This window comes from Pantoea sp. NSTU24 (assembly GCF_050157905.1).
GTDB lineage: Bacteria > Pseudomonadota > Gammaproteobacteria > Enterobacterales > Enterobacteriaceae > Pantoea.
Genome location: NZ_JBKIWZ010000001.1, coordinates 1,150,425 through 1,163,214, shown reverse-complemented (window position 1 = coordinate 1,163,214; position 12,790 = coordinate 1,150,425). Strand labels below are relative to the sequence as shown.

The following is a 12,790-nucleotide window of genomic DNA, read 5'->3' as shown; positions in this document are numbered from 1 at the left end:
CCTGCTTATTCCCCCTGCACCCGCACGTTTTTGTTTAAAAAGCCGTCACCGAAGCGTGACAGGTCCAGCAAACCCGATAAAGCCGTCTATGCTGTAGATGTCTGGATAAAATTCACGGAGTTGAAATAATGAAAATGAAATCCCTGTCAGCCATTGCTTTGCTGGTTCTTTCTTTAGGTACGCTGGCGGGTTGCGCCTCGAATCAATCGATTAAAACCACTGATGGTCGTACGATTGTTACTGATGGAAAACCCCAGATTGATTCAGATACGGGTCTGGTTTCTTATCGCGATGCTCAGACCGGAAAAACTGAGCAAATTAATCGCAATGAGATTAGTAATATGAGCGAACTCGACAACTAATATAAGGTGAATAAGATGAAAAAAGCGCTGATTCTGCCTCTTGCCGCGTTGATCGGTATGACCGTATTAACCGGCTGTACCCGTACCAGCTATGCGATTCAGACTAATGATGGCCGGACCATCATCAGTGACGGTAAGCCTTCTGAGTCTGATGCTGGCCTGCTGGCCTACACCGATGCGAACGGTGTGAAGCAGCAGATTAATAAAGCAGACGTTAAAGCCGTTTCTGAAGTTCCTCATAAATGATTCTGCGGCTGCCGTTTGCTAAATAAAGCCGCCTGCGGGCGGCTTTATTTTTGCCAGCACAGGCTGAGAAGGTCAGGCAATGCTGGCTTTACACCCCCACCCGTTTATCCGGTACATCTGTCAGTCACCCTCCGGCTCACCAGCGGTAATTGAACAAAAGCAGCACATCCAGCCTTTTTATTTATCTGAATTTCAGGCCAGCTTCGTGTTTTTAATCAGTCTGATTGTTTAGTCTCCATTCATCAGCCAATTAGCAGATTATTTTATGCTTTGCATTTAGCCGTTTACCGCAATGCTTAAAGGTTCCATTTAATTTTCACCCATTCTGTTTTGTCCGATCGATTTTCAGGGGCTTTTAGTCCGGCGCTCCGTTTACTAAACTTACCTGTCGTTATTTAATCGGGGGGTAGCAGATGATTTATCATGAAAAAAGCGTCGGCCACATCATTCTCGGCGAAGCCACGGTTAACCTGGCCTTTGAGGCACAGGAAATTTCCCTGGCGTCGCTGATTCAACAGCTGGGTGTGATGGCGGAAAATGAAAAAAGTGATGAGCGCGTCGCGCAGATCGCTGACACACGGAACTGGCTCAAAAGTTTTGCTGAAGCCGCCTCGCATGACCGCGCCGAACTTAACTGGCTGGCCGAAACCGATCAGGTACCCGTTTTCCTCAACGATTATCGTTAGTGATGTCCGGGTCAGGTCCGGGCGCCAGCCCGGCTTATCCCCCTCTCTTTCACCGGTTTTGCCGTCTCGCTGGCCCGGCATCCGGTCAGGGATAAAAAATCATCTGGTCATCGCTGAAATAACTGTACAGATTCATAAATTTTGTATAACTTCGCGCCTGAGCGAACATTTTTACATCACCTGCCAGGAAATAAACCATGTATCCGAATCAGAGACTGCCGCGGACGGCAGACGATATTGCCCGTTATTTTAATGCGGCAAGCCTGCCTTCACAGCAAGAGACGCTGGGACAGGTGGTGGTTGAAATTCTGCATGCCGGACTGAACGTAAACCGTAAATCGATTTGCACCAAGCTTCTGCTTCGACTCGAAACCGCTTCTACGGAAGAGGAAGAGCGTCATTATCGTACGCTCATCAGCCTGCTGTTCGGCCGCTAAGCGACCGCGCCTCTGCGCTGCCCCTTTTTCATGACCGGCGTCATTCCTGGCAAGGCCCCTTTCATGCGGCATATCTGACCGCCTGACCGTTCGCGGATCAGGGCGATGAAAAGCCTTTTTGCCCGCAGTCAGGTTGTGATAGGGGTGTAAAGATCGGGGGAAAAGCCCCTTGCGAAAATGACGGGCTCAAGACGGGGTATGGATGATGGTGACTGTCTGTCTGACCGCAGAACGCCTACCCCAGCACTTTCAGTGCCAGTGCCAGCGTCTCCTGTTCATTGGTAACATCACCGACCTTACCTACTACCCGCATACCAAAGGCGATGCAGAGGATCAGACCGGCTGCCGCTTCCCTGTCCAGTGTGTTATCGATGGAACCATCTTTCTGACCCAGCGCCAGCAGCGTGACCAGGAAGCGCTGGTTACGCTGAACTACATCGTTGATACGCTGTGCCAGTTCCGCATCCAGGGTCTGCAGCGCAATCGCGCTGGAAACGACGAGGCAGCCGCACCGTCCTTCTGTCGCACGAGCGGAGTCCAGATAAAACTGCAAGAGTTCAGTAACTTTTTCCCGCCCGCTGACGCAGGGTGCCAGACGACGATGCAGATCGGCGTTGCGCAGCGCCAGGTAGCGCTCGAACACCAGCAGGAATAGCGAACGTTTATCTTTAAAGGCTTTGTAGATGCTGCCTGCGGAGAGGTTCATCGCCTCACCCAGATCGGTTATCGAGGCCGCGTGATACCCTTTTTGCCGGAAAACGATCATGGCGTGATCCAGAGCCTGTTCAATATCGAACTCTCTGGGACGTCCTCGCTCTCTGTTTTTATGCGCTGTGGCTGTCGTGATCATCGTTACCGGTCTGAGATCGTGCATTCCTGTCAAAATCGACAGCGATTCTATCTCAGGCATGGGCAACAAGTATAGATGGTCAGCGCGACAGCACGTCATCTGCCGCCGACGCGCCACAGGCCGCACTGCCTGCAAGACCCCTGTCAGCCGGTGCTGAGCGACGCCCGGCACCATCAGAGGCGAAGGCCAGACACTGCTTATTCAGATAATAACGATATCTTTACGCACGCTTTGTCCTCTTGCAGGGCGCGCTGAGCGGCATTGAATTTCATCAGCCAGAAGGTGAACTGCTTAATTAACAGGCTGGCATGATTTTCATCCTCCGCCTGGCATAAAAAAAGCCGGGTTTTTACCGTACTGCTATCGTCAATCGCGTAGATCTCATGGTCATTGTGATGGCGGGACAGGATGATCGTAGTAAAAGAGATAGTGGGCCATTGCTTTATTCTGGCTTCAAATTGCGTGAAATTCATTATATCTGCCTGGTTATGAACCTTAACAACCCGATGAAAAACCACTCATCGGACCAGGAGAAGCATAACCTCTGGCGCTATTCCGCGCGTGATAAAAAAAGCTTTTAGCGGACATGGCTACGTCAGCAACAGAGGAGGCCGGACACGCACCGGCCTAACTGCCGCCACCGGCATATCCGCTATCCGTGTGGCACAAGGTGACAGCATCTCGTGCTTCCTCGCCAGGCCTTATTGATCCCCCTGCCCGGCAAACCAGCGTTTTCCGCTGCCGGTTTCGTTAATTTTATCCATCAGCTGCATCAGACGATGAGCGATGCATTCCTCAATATCAAAACGCTGCCAGCATGGCTTTGCTGATCGAAACAGGCAGTCAGATGGCGTGGTTTTAAGCGTGCATTGGCCGGTTCTCAGATCGGCCTGGCAAAAATCAGGCACGATCTGATTCTGAAAATCAGGCGCGTTTTTCCATCTTTGCCCAAAACACCGCGATGCTCAGCAGCAGACAGATAACCCCACCGACGCTGAACAGCAAATCAATAGCCAGATTCAGGCTGGCATGATCCACCACCGCACCTAACAGCACGGGCACCCAGTTAGCGATATAGGCAATGACATAGAACAATGAAATCAGTTTTGCGTGACTGGCTGCAGGAGAGATCATATTAAGCAGGGTCGCACTTCCCACAAAGATGGCGCCGTAGGAATATCCAGCCACAAGCAGTCCTGTGCATGCCCATACTAAAGAGTGGGTGCTGATAGCCCAGGTAAAAAACACAATCGAAATGGCCTGAGTAAAACAGCCGGCAGCGAGAGACGTGCGAGCGCTAATCCGGCGGCTCAAAATCTGACTGATACCGGCCACCATTAAGTACACCGCAATCACGTAGCCATAAACGCCCTGACTATGAATGCCGAGCAGATGCTCCGATACCGCCGGTCCAATGGACAAAATACTGGCGGCAAACGCCCAACTCATAAACAGAGCGCCAGCACACAGGAAAAAACGTATGCCAGTCGCTTTCAGTCCGGCTTTAAGTGTCGTATCCGCTGAAAGAACAGATGAGGATGGCGCAACCCTGGCTTGATCATGATGATGCGCTGGCCAGCTAAAACGTAATCCGATAAGGGCAATTGCAGCCGTGATCATAATCAGCAGAAACGGCAACGTCTGGCTGTGGAAATTGGTCTGAATCGCCACGCCGCTAAAAACGGGCCCCAGAGCCAGACCGGTGGTGAAAGAAAGCGTGGCGAGCAGAGCCGCAGCTTTACCGCCATCTTTAGGGCCAAAACGCAAAAGGGCAATATTCGCTGCACCGGTTAATGCCCCGGTTCCTACGCCCGCCAGCAGGCGTGCCATAAACAGACAGGCAAATGAATCGGCGAGTGAAAACAGCAAGGCTCCCGCGAAGACGGCCAGTAGCGCAGGCATCATCAGGCTGCGCAGGTCGGCAACTTTCCCTGCAAGATTTCCTACGCTGAATAACGCAATCAAGACACCGGCCGCATACGCGCCATAAATCATTGTCAGGCTGACGGCGGTTAAACCTAGCTGCTGTTGATAGAGGGGATAAAGCGGCGTTGGTGCACTGCTATTCAATAAAGCAGCAACCAGCGCCAGTGCAAGAAAGAATAAAACGCTCTTTTTGGAAGCAGAATTATTTTTGTCTGTCGGACGACTATCGATAGTTAACACTTCTGACATTTTTATTTCCCGAACTGTAGATAAATCAACCCTGTGCAGCTAATGCTGATTTCACAGAGCAGCAAACACATTCATGATAAAGCCTGCTTGCTCCCCATAGCAGAGGCAAGATTGCATCACAGGCATTCATTTATGCAGCTTGATAATCCGTACTCAATGTGTCGTGTTACCCTGGATACGGTTTATAACGTTACAACTCGCCAATAAGGCCAGGCCATAAACAAAATGATTAATCAGAGCTGCTGTTAATAATTCATAACTCCCGTTTTTCAACCCGCATAACCCCAACCCGACCGAAGGATAGATAACCAGTAGTGTAATCGATGAACATATCAGCCCATAAAGAGCACTTTTCGGGATCGATAGGTGAGTAAAAAACCTCACCTTCAGGAATAGCCAGCAATAAGGAAAAGCCAATGCAACGCCTGCAAAATAATGAAATAAATAGCCTGCCAGCAATCCATATTTGCTGACTGTAACTTCACCAGGATGAGAAAAAACAAAATTCCCTTGCAACCATTGCGATAACAAATTACCAATAAAATTAATATTTAATGGGGGAGTAACATTGATGATGGAGGTAAGCTTATTTACGACATCCATACTTAGCGTAGACGTTACTCCACTCAAAAGAGTGAAAAAAATAATGGCTTTAAGATTGTTGCATATTTGCATCTTCAATTGGAATTTTACCCCCTGGCGATGGATGTTTCTTTATTGACACAAGGATACCGGACAGTGCTATACATAGCATGCCTCCTGCAGCGATTATTGATATTTTTTCGCCAAAAAAATAATAACCAATAAATGCCGTGAAAATAATTGTACTATAGGAAATAACACTCACCGTGGTTGTTTCTCCAATACTATATGCTCGCGTCATGGCTAATTGCCCAATAGTACCAAATCCACCAACTGCGATGAGAGCAATAAGTTGATTTGCCGTCGGAAAAGTGATACCAGAAACCAGACATACACCGAACCCTATAACCGCACCTGGCAATGAAAACCAGAATACAACTCTCAGGATTGGTTCCCCACATCGGGTCAATTTACTGACATTATAATAGGCAAGAGCAGTAAGCAGTCCCGAAAAAAGCCCAGCCATGATAAAAATATGGCTACTGACAGGAATGTCAGGGTGCAATAAAATCACTACCCCTAAAAAACCAAGTAAAATTGACATCAATATGCGGCGGGATGCATTTCCCTTTTGGATTAATATCATAATTAACCCTTGAAACATGGGGTTGGTATAACTTAATGTCGTGGCCATTGCCACAGGCAGGTGCATAAGAGAATAGAAACCACAATACATTGCTCCATTACCCAATGATGCACGTTTAAAATGCAATAGTGGCTCACCAGGCTTAAAAGAGATGCCTTTAAAAGACATTATTGCAGCTATGATAAGCACACTAATAAAACAGCGAAAAAAAATTATCTCAAAAAAACTCACTTCTGTTGACAGCACCTTGATTTCTGCGTTCATTAATGAAAAGAAAACACAGGCTAGCAGCATCCATAAAATAGCCATAAGCGTACTGCATCTCCAGTTAATCAGGATTTTTATCGTTTGCAATTTGAGTTGTAAGCAGTGTATTTTTTGAACATGCAAAAAAGACCAACATGCCTGCTCCCTCACGGCCAGAAACCCCCTCATGAACTGAGTTCACCGTGTCACTAAAAGTCTCGCCTTCAGAGAAGGTCATTTTTTTTCCTGAGTTCTTCATAGTGAGTGTTACATTCCCATGCGTCATATAGACTGTACTTATACACGCATGGTAGTGCCATGGAAGAACATGTTCAGGAGCAACTTCCACTTTCAAAACGGTGATTTCAGGCGTACCGCCAGGGTAAGCATGATAGACATCACCATTCCATGATCGCTCGGTTTTCAATAGTATGTTTTTTTCAACGCCCTCTTTCGCTATTGCTATATTGATACTGAGTATGGCGGCAAGTGTAATTATTGAACTTCGGAAATTAAACATAATGATTCCCCAACTATTTTATTCCTGCGGTAACGCAGAAACCGCCTGCGCCGCGATTCGTGCTTCATAAGCCGTTACGCTTTGTGAGTAGTAACGATTCGGCGTGCTATGATTACCGACAACAATTTCGATCAGGAAAGGTCCGGGATGTTCCTTCGCTGCGTTTACGGCTGTGCTTAATTCTGCCAGGTGTTTAACGCAAGTGGCTGTAACACCCAGGCTTGTCGCAAAGCCGACCCAGTCATGAGTGGGAAGCCGGGTAAAGTCCGCAGAAATACCGCGTTGATGCAATGTATCAATGTGCATAGCGCCGTGGGCCTGGTTGTTTATCACCACAAACAGCGTTTTAATGCCGTAACGTGCAGCCGTCTGAATTTCTATACCGTGCATCAGCATGCAGCCATCACCAGTCACCACCATACAAGGCCGCTCTGGCTGGGCAAGTTTAATACCGATACCCGCGCAGATAGCCCAACCCATGGGGGCAAGCTCGCTGGAAGTATGATAGTCACCAATGCCGGTAGCGGACCAGTAGTGGGCCATAAAGATTCTATGTGCACCTGAATCAACAACAACATTAGTATCTTCAGGCATAAGATTGCGTAAATAGTGGACGACATCACCAGCAAATAAGTGTTTATCTTCTTCGTCCTGTTTGGTAAACAGCGAGGTTTTAGAAACCGTTAATGATAATTTACGAACATCAGATATCCAGCGCGAACGCTTCTGTTTAGCCGCTAACAAAAGCGTGTTTCTCCCTATCCTGCTACTGACAAGGTAATCCAGGGTTTTGCTAAGATTAGAGAATATATGAATATCAGGTTGATAATGTGAGCAGTTTTTTTGGAAATCATCATCAATAAATATTAACGTTTTATTACCGTGCAGTTCAGGGCACCAGTTAAGGCTATCTCGCTGTGTTAAATCACTGCCTAAAACAATTAAAACATCTACAGCAGGATCGTTGATAGTTTTTATCGCGCGTGTATGTCCAGCGAAACCATACAGACCAAGGGCTAAAGGATGTTTTTCAGGAAAAGCCCCTTTACCTGAAAGTGTAGTCGCTACCGGAATGGAAAATTTTTCGGCTACGTTTTTTAGTAAGGTCGCATCATGGCAATTGTTAACACCACTACCTGCCAGTATGGCGACATTAAAGTCGCGGCAAAGATAATCGTGAATAAGCACATCCAACGCGCAAGTATCAATAGCAAATCCATGCCGAATACTTTTTATCTTTACTGAATGATCTTGTTGAGGTTCTTTTTGAATGTTTACGGGTATATTTAAATAGGCGCAACCTTTCCTCTGAACATTAAGCTGGTCGAAGGTTCGTCGCATTTCATGATTAAAAACACAAGGCGTCTTTATTTCAATAGCACTGTTAACTAAAGGTTTCACAACAGATAACTCATCAAGTCCGCCATTACTACCATCCTGAAAGGCGCCCTGTGCTTCGTGATAAGTCGCTACGCCGCCAGTAATATAGAGCACAGGTATTCTGTCAGCCCGAGCCGCTGCCATCGCCGGTAAGAAATTCATTGTACCAGGCCCTGAGATACCTAAACAAACACCAAATCTTCGGCTACCTCGGGCATAACCGTCAGCCATAAACCCGCAGGCAGTTTCATGTGCCCCCATAATCCCGACAATCGATGTTTTTTCCAGCGCCTTAACAATTGGATAAATCAACTTACCAGGCACTAAAAAAATGTGACTAATTTGCTTATTCTGTATTTCAGCAATAAGGACCTCAGCACAATTCAAAGCAACATCTGTTCGGCTATTTTTTCTTTCAACAACTTTATCTGAATTAAACGTCGGGCAGGTAGTGTTAAAAAAATCATCTTCAAATAATTTCATTTTCTAAATCCATTAGAATAAAAATAAAGACAATCAGCATTAATGAGGAAAAAATGTGCGTTATATGGGAGGCTTCACATAACAAAACGCATCGCACCTATATCCAAAAAACGGCCCATCATAGTCACAATTTGAAATTTTTAAAGTTGCATTAATGCTTCACAATAATGCAAAAATACTTATAATTTCATAGTGCTTTTTATGATATGACTTATGATTTCTGATGCTTTTTTGATCAATCTGAAGATGTGCGTTTAGTTATAAATAACATGGAGCAGTAGATGAACTGGGATGATGTTCGTTTTTTCCTCGCATTAGCGAGACAAAAAACGTTGCGGGGTGCCTCAAAATCGTTAAACGTCGATCAGGCAACAGTCGGACGCCGTATCGCAGCGTTCGAAAGCGCGCTCAGTTCCCGGTTATTTATACGTACGCCTCGCGCTTTCACGCTGAGCGAGTTTGGCGAGCAGGTGATGGCAGAAGCCAGTGCGATGGAAAGTGCCATGCAGGCGATGAGCCGTAAAGCCGCCTGCAGCGATAGCATCCCTGCGGGTAACGTGCGCATCGCCAGCACAGACACACTCGCCACCATGTTTGTCATACCTGCCATTCAGCGTCTGCGTGAACAATACCCGGACATCACCGTAACCTTATTGACCGGAATAGGTTTCTCCGATATCTCGTACCGCAGTGCGGATATCGCTATTCGTGGTGCCCGACCTGATTCTGAAGAGTTAATCGTTAAACGCCTGGCGACCATTACTATGGGGCTTTATGCCAGCCAGCGCTATTTTGATCGGCTCGGAGAACCGCAGCAAGAAAGCGGATTAACGGGTCATCAACTGGTTATGTTTCCGGCAGACATGGTGCCACGTCATCGACAAAACCTGTGTGGCTTTGCAGTAAACAGCCAGCAAGTCGTGCTGGAATGTAATACACAACTGCTGATGCAGTCCGCAATTAAACGCGGGATTGGCATCGGCCTGCTCTCGACATTTTTAGCTGACTGCGATCCGCAATTAATCCCGGTATTTCCCGAAAAACGTGACCCGGTGGATATCTGGCTGGTGCTCCATCCGGATCTACAAAAAGTTGCACGGATCAGGGCCGTGATTACGGCGCTGGAGCAGTGCTTTGCGGAAGAAACCCGGGCAAGAGAAATTTAGCAGACCTCGCGGTTTCAGTAGCCGGGGAAAATGACCCGGCCTACTTAACCGCAACTACCGGCAAATCCGCTACCCGTGTAGTGTAAGCAGGTGACAGCATCTCACGCTTCATTGCCCAGGCCTTATTGATCCCCTGCCCGGCAAACCAGAGTTTTCCGCTGCCAGTTTTGTTAATTTTATCCATCAGCTGCATCAGCTCCTGGCTGTTGCGGCGTGGCTGATGCTCATCAAACAGATCAAGCTGGGCCACGCCCTGACTGAAAAAATCCCCCAGCACAATGCCCGCCTTGATATAGCGATATCCCTTAATCCAGATGTTATCCAGACACGCTAGTGCAACGTTGATGATGTCGCGGGTGTCCTGCGTCGGGATCAGCAGCTTCTCTATAGACTGATTGCCATAAAAGGGTTCGTCAGTCGCGTGCGGGCTGGTGCGCAGAAATACCCCTATCTGACGACAATACTGGTTCTCGCGACGCAGTTTCTCTGCCGCGCGCTCCGCATAGGCACAGACGGCTTCGCGCATCTGGTCATAATCGGAGATGCGGCTGCCAAACGAACGTGAACACATGATTTGCTGCTTATCCGGTGTCACTGATTCCAGTTCCAGGCAGGATTCGCCACGCAGTTCTCTGACGGTGCGCTCCATCACCACGCTGAACTGTTTGCGAATGGATTCGGTGCTTTGATCGGCCAGATCTTTCGCCGTCATGACGCCCATGGCGTTGAGTCGTTTGCCGATTCGGTGCCCCACGCCCCAGACGTCAGCCACATCGACCAGTGCCAGCAGCTTTTTCTGTCGTTCGGGGTCCGATAAATCGACAATGCCGCCGGTTTTACTCCACTTTTTGGCCGCAAAATTCGCCAGTTTTGCCAGCGTTTTGGTCTGTGCAATGCCGACGCCGACGGTCAGATGGGTCTCTTTGCGGATCCGTTCTTTGACCTGTCGGCCAAAGGTCTCCAGCGCTGTGCAGTTCTGCACGCCGGTGAGATCCATAAACGCCTCGTCGATCGAGTAGATTTCTACCGAGGGGGCCATCTCTTCGAGGATGGTCATCACCCGATGGCTCATGTCGGCATAGAGCGCGTAATTTGAGCTGAAGACCTGTACCGCGTGACGCGTCAGCTCTTCGCGCATTTTAAAATAGGGTGCACCCATTTTAATGCCAGCTTTCTTTGCCTCGGCGCTGCGCGCAATCACACAGCCGTCATTGTTCGACAGCACCACAACCGGTTTACCTTTCAGATCGGGCCGGAAAACGGTTTCGCATGATGCATAGAAGCAGTTCACATCGACCAGCGCGAACATGGTCAGTGCGTCGCTTTAATCACAAAGGTAACAACACCAAACACTTCCAGCACATCTTCGGTCTGAATAGCGATCGGTTTGAATTTAGTATTCATCGGCATCAGTTGCAGGCAGGGGTGAAGCTGAAGACGCTTAACGGTAAATTCGCCGTCGACGGCGGCGACCACGATATCGCCATGGGCGGCGGTAAGGGAACTGTCGACCACCAGCATATCGCCATCGTTGATGCCCGCCTCAATCATCGACTCGCCGCTGACGCGGACAAAATAGGTGGCGCTGGGATGCTGGACCATCAGCGCATTCAGGTCGATGCGCTGTTCAACATAATCCTGCGCCGGTGAGGGAAAGCCGCACGGGACACGTTCGATATAGAGCGGCAGCGGCAGGATAGCGAGCATGTCCGCAGGTTTAATGAATTCCACAATGTTACTCCTTTTTTCATGTTACTGTATATAAATACAGTAATAGCTATTTCCCCCTTTAATCAAGTGCTCTGGCCCTTTTTTAAGTAAAACACCTGATGACCCGACACTTTTTTTTAATCGCTGTTTTTTCAGTGCCGGGATAGTAAACAAAATCGGGTTACTTTCAGCGCAGCGGCAACATATTGCTCTGCCTTGCTCACAGTAACGCCTCTTATAAATTACGCCGTGAATTATTCTGACTTAAGGAAAATCTGACATCTGCTTTCCGGTTCAGACAGACGTTTGAATATAGAGGTTGAGAGGGTTATTCTGCCTTTTTTCAGGCATGGAGGAGTTATGGCAGACGACGATCGCATCAGAAAGCTGGAAGAGACCGTTGCACAGCTAACAGTTGAGACCACAGTATTAAAAGCGATACTGGGCCAGCAAATAGCGCTGAATAATCTCAATTACAAAGGGAAATTTGACGATGTGCTGGCGGCGCTGGCGAAGGAATATGCCGAACGCGGACTGGAGGACGGTAATAATCGGGCCATCCATGATGCCCTGAGACAATATATTAAGTATGAGCCGCCAGGCATGGAATAGACGCCCCTCCGGCAGCGTCTGCCTGCCGGATGTTACCGGCGCGGCTGAACGCTGCTCCGGCCCATCGTAAATACGTCAGGCGCACCTCCCGGATTTACACTCCGCTGTCACTCTCCAGCGCATCCTGAATCGCATCAGCCAGATTCGCTATTTCATTCGCCACAGCCTGCAGATCCCAGGAGGTCTTCGAGCCGGTTGCAGACGTTGAGGCGCTGACGGACTCTTTTGCTACAGAGAGCGCAGCCGCAACAGCGATCGCGCGTTTATGTTGTTCCTGGGTGATACCTGCCGGAGGGAGTGCAAAATAGTCGTGGACCATGATCGTTTCCTTGCAATGGATAAGGGGGTCAACCTTAGCGGTCTGAACCGGAGGTGTGAAGCGAATTATGCTGCGCCGCGTACCGGATGGACAGGAATGCGACAGCCGGACGCGATCCTGCACATTTTCCGCCCTGAAACCTGTACAGGTTTTGCTGTAATCCGCCGTCAGCAAGAGTGTTCAGCATCCCGTTATAACGATTAAAAAACTTCACTATCGTTAACGCAACATTGTCATTCTGACGAAAATTAATTTTAAGTAATTGTATTTTAATAACTAAACCAGGGTTTCTCACGCACGATTTTAAAGTTGCATTCTGAATACACCACCGACCAGAAAAAATTTTTTCAAATTTTATTGTACAACTTTG

Annotated in this window: 16 protein-coding genes; 6 read left to right on the top strand and 10 right to left on the bottom strand. The window is 48.2% G+C overall.

From position 1 onward, the window contains the following. Window positions 1-128 precede the first annotated feature (128 nt). The 4 genes from ACLHDD_RS05750 (at window position 129) to ycgZ (ending at window position 1,731) form a co-directional block, all read left to right on the top strand. A complete protein-coding gene (locus ACLHDD_RS05750) occupies window positions 129-362 on the top strand; it encodes a YgdI/YgdR family lipoprotein (RefSeq protein WP_111141161.1) in 234 nt (77 codons plus the stop codon). A 15-nt stretch (window positions 363-377) separates the two neighbouring features. Next, window positions 378-608, top strand: a complete 231-nt coding sequence (locus ACLHDD_RS05745) for a YgdI/YgdR family lipoprotein (RefSeq protein WP_003848985.1) — start codon at window positions 378-380, stop codon at window positions 606-608. Between the two features lie 413 nt (window positions 609-1,021). Beyond that, window positions 1,022-1,294 carry a hypothetical protein gene (locus ACLHDD_RS05740; protein WP_427103305.1) on the top strand — a complete coding sequence of 91 codons (273 nt, stop codon included), beginning with the start codon at window positions 1,022-1,024 and terminating at the stop codon, window positions 1,292-1,294. A 197-nt stretch (window positions 1,295-1,491) separates the two neighbouring features. Beyond that, window positions 1,492-1,731 carry a regulatory protein YcgZ gene (gene ycgZ / locus ACLHDD_RS05735; protein WP_111141149.1) on the top strand — a complete coding sequence of 80 codons (240 nt, stop codon included), beginning with the start codon at window positions 1,492-1,494 and terminating at the stop codon, window positions 1,729-1,731. 235 nt (window positions 1,732-1,966) lie between these two features. Here ycgZ and ACLHDD_RS05730 read toward each other — a convergent pair whose 3' ends face one another. The 7 genes from ACLHDD_RS05730 to ACLHDD_RS05700 all read right to left on the bottom strand — a co-directional run bounded on the left by ACLHDD_RS05730 (window position 1,967) and on the right by ACLHDD_RS05700 (window position 8,613). Further along, window positions 1,967-2,581: a TetR/AcrR family transcriptional regulator gene (locus ACLHDD_RS05730; protein ID WP_427103304.1), complete on the bottom strand. Its 615-nt coding sequence runs from the start codon at window positions 2,579-2,581 to the stop codon at window positions 1,967-1,969. Between the two features lie 197 nt (window positions 2,582-2,778). Beyond that, window positions 2,779-3,054 (bottom strand): hypothetical protein, encoded by a 276-nt coding sequence (locus ACLHDD_RS05725; RefSeq protein WP_427103303.1) that lies wholly within the window; start codon window positions 3,052-3,054, stop codon window positions 2,779-2,781. A gap of 451 nt (window positions 3,055-3,505) precedes the next feature. Beyond that, the gene (locus ACLHDD_RS05720) at window positions 3,506-4,756 is read right to left on the bottom strand and encodes an MFS transporter (protein ID WP_427103302.1); all 1,251 of its coding nucleotides are present in this window, start codon (window positions 4,754-4,756) and stop codon (window positions 3,506-3,508) included. A 153-nt stretch (window positions 4,757-4,909) separates the two neighbouring features. Then, window positions 4,910-5,431 carry a DUF2938 family protein gene (locus tag ACLHDD_RS05715; RefSeq protein WP_427105176.1) on the bottom strand — a complete coding sequence of 174 codons (522 nt, stop codon included), beginning with the start codon at window positions 5,429-5,431 and terminating at the stop codon, window positions 4,910-4,912. Next, entirely contained in the window at window positions 5,409-6,293 is an 885-nt protein-coding gene (locus tag ACLHDD_RS05710) for a DMT family transporter (RefSeq protein ID WP_427103301.1), read from the bottom strand. The genes ACLHDD_RS05715 and ACLHDD_RS05710 overlap by 23 nt, the downstream gene beginning before the upstream one ends. Before the next feature lie 19 nt (window positions 6,294-6,312). Then, the gene (locus tag ACLHDD_RS05705) at window positions 6,313-6,750 is read right to left on the bottom strand and encodes a cupin domain-containing protein (protein WP_111141156.1); all 438 of its coding nucleotides are present in this window, start codon (window positions 6,748-6,750) and stop codon (window positions 6,313-6,315) included. Between the two features lie 18 nt (window positions 6,751-6,768). After that, window positions 6,769-8,613: a thiamine pyrophosphate-binding protein gene (locus ACLHDD_RS05700; protein ID WP_111141157.1), complete on the bottom strand. Its 1,845-nt coding sequence runs from the start codon at window positions 8,611-8,613 to the stop codon at window positions 6,769-6,771. Window positions 8,614-8,894: 281 nt separating this feature from the next. Between ACLHDD_RS05700 and ACLHDD_RS05695 the strand changes: the two genes are divergently transcribed. Next, complete coding sequence (locus ACLHDD_RS05695) at window positions 8,895-9,779, top strand: LysR family transcriptional regulator (RefSeq protein ID WP_427103300.1); 885 nt, start codon at window positions 8,895-8,897, stop codon at window positions 9,777-9,779. 40 nt (window positions 9,780-9,819) lie between these two features. Here the strand turns inward: ACLHDD_RS05695 and umuC are convergent, their stop codons facing one another. After that, complete coding sequence (umuC, locus tag ACLHDD_RS05690; protein ID WP_427103299.1) at window positions 9,820-11,088, bottom strand: translesion error-prone DNA polymerase V subunit UmuC; 1,269 nt, start codon at window positions 11,086-11,088, stop codon at window positions 9,820-9,822. A gap of 2 nt (window positions 11,089-11,090) precedes the next feature. Next, window positions 11,091-11,510, bottom strand: a complete 420-nt coding sequence (umuD, locus tag ACLHDD_RS05685; RefSeq protein WP_293769898.1) for a translesion error-prone DNA polymerase V autoproteolytic subunit — start codon at window positions 11,508-11,510, stop codon at window positions 11,091-11,093. A 339-nt stretch (window positions 11,511-11,849) separates the two neighbouring features. Here umuD and ACLHDD_RS05680 point away from each other — a divergent pair, with 339 nt between their 5' ends. Then, window positions 11,850-12,101 (top strand): hypothetical protein, encoded by a 252-nt coding sequence (locus ACLHDD_RS05680; RefSeq protein ID WP_293769896.1) that lies wholly within the window; start codon window positions 11,850-11,852, stop codon window positions 12,099-12,101. Window positions 12,102-12,195: 94 nt separating this feature from the next. Here the strand turns inward: ACLHDD_RS05680 and ACLHDD_RS05675 are convergent, their stop codons facing one another. After that, window positions 12,196-12,420: a hypothetical protein gene (locus tag ACLHDD_RS05675; protein ID WP_293769894.1), complete on the bottom strand. Its 225-nt coding sequence runs from the start codon at window positions 12,418-12,420 to the stop codon at window positions 12,196-12,198. Between the last annotated feature and the right edge of the window lie 370 nt (window positions 12,421-12,790).

Bases quoted from the DNA above. Each gene is read 5' to 3' on its own strand.
- ACLHDD_RS05750 (WP_111141161.1), top strand. From the start codon at position 129: ATGAAAATGAAATCCCTGTCAGCCATTGCTTTGCTGGTTCTTTCTTTA.
- ACLHDD_RS05745 (WP_003848985.1), top strand. From the start codon at position 378: ATGAAAAAAGCGCTGATTCTGCCTCTTGCCGCGTTGATCGGTATGACC.
- ACLHDD_RS05740 (WP_427103305.1), top strand. From the start codon at position 1,022: ATGATTTATCATGAAAAAAGCGTCGGCCACATCATTCTCGGCGAAGCC.
- ycgZ (WP_111141149.1), top strand. From the start codon at position 1,492: ATGTATCCGAATCAGAGACTGCCGCGGACGGCAGACGATATTGCCCGT.
- ACLHDD_RS05730 (WP_427103304.1), bottom strand. From the start codon at position 2,581: ATGATCACGACAGCCACAGCGCATAAAAACAGAGAGCGAGGACGTCCC.
- ACLHDD_RS05725 (WP_427103303.1), bottom strand. From the start codon at position 3,054: ATGAATTTCACGCAATTTGAAGCCAGAATAAAGCAATGGCCCACTATC.
- ACLHDD_RS05720 (WP_427103302.1), bottom strand. From the start codon at position 4,756: ATGTCAGAAGTGTTAACTATCGATAGTCGTCCGACAGACAAAAATAAT.
- ACLHDD_RS05715 (WP_427105176.1), bottom strand. From the start codon at position 5,431: ATGCAAATATGCAACAATCTTAAAGCCATTATTTTTTTCACTCTTTTG.
- ACLHDD_RS05710 (WP_427103301.1), bottom strand. From the start codon at position 6,293: ATGGCTATTTTATGGATGCTGCTAGCCTGTGTTTTCTTTTCATTAATG.
- ACLHDD_RS05705 (WP_111141156.1), bottom strand. From the start codon at position 6,750: ATGTTTAATTTCCGAAGTTCAATAATTACACTTGCCGCCATACTCAGT.
- ACLHDD_RS05700 (WP_111141157.1), bottom strand. From the start codon at position 8,613: ATGAAATTATTTGAAGATGATTTTTTTAACACTACCTGCCCGACGTTT.
- ACLHDD_RS05695 (WP_427103300.1), top strand. From the start codon at position 8,895: ATGAACTGGGATGATGTTCGTTTTTTCCTCGCATTAGCGAGACAAAAA.
- umuC (WP_427103299.1), bottom strand. From the start codon at position 11,088: ATGTTCGCGCTGGTCGATGTGAACTGCTTCTATGCATCATGCGAAACC.
- ACLHDD_RS05680 (WP_293769896.1), top strand. From the start codon at position 11,850: ATGGCAGACGACGATCGCATCAGAAAGCTGGAAGAGACCGTTGCACAG.
- ACLHDD_RS05675 (WP_293769894.1), bottom strand. From the start codon at position 12,420: ATGGTCCACGACTATTTTGCACTCCCTCCGGCAGGTATCACCCAGGAA.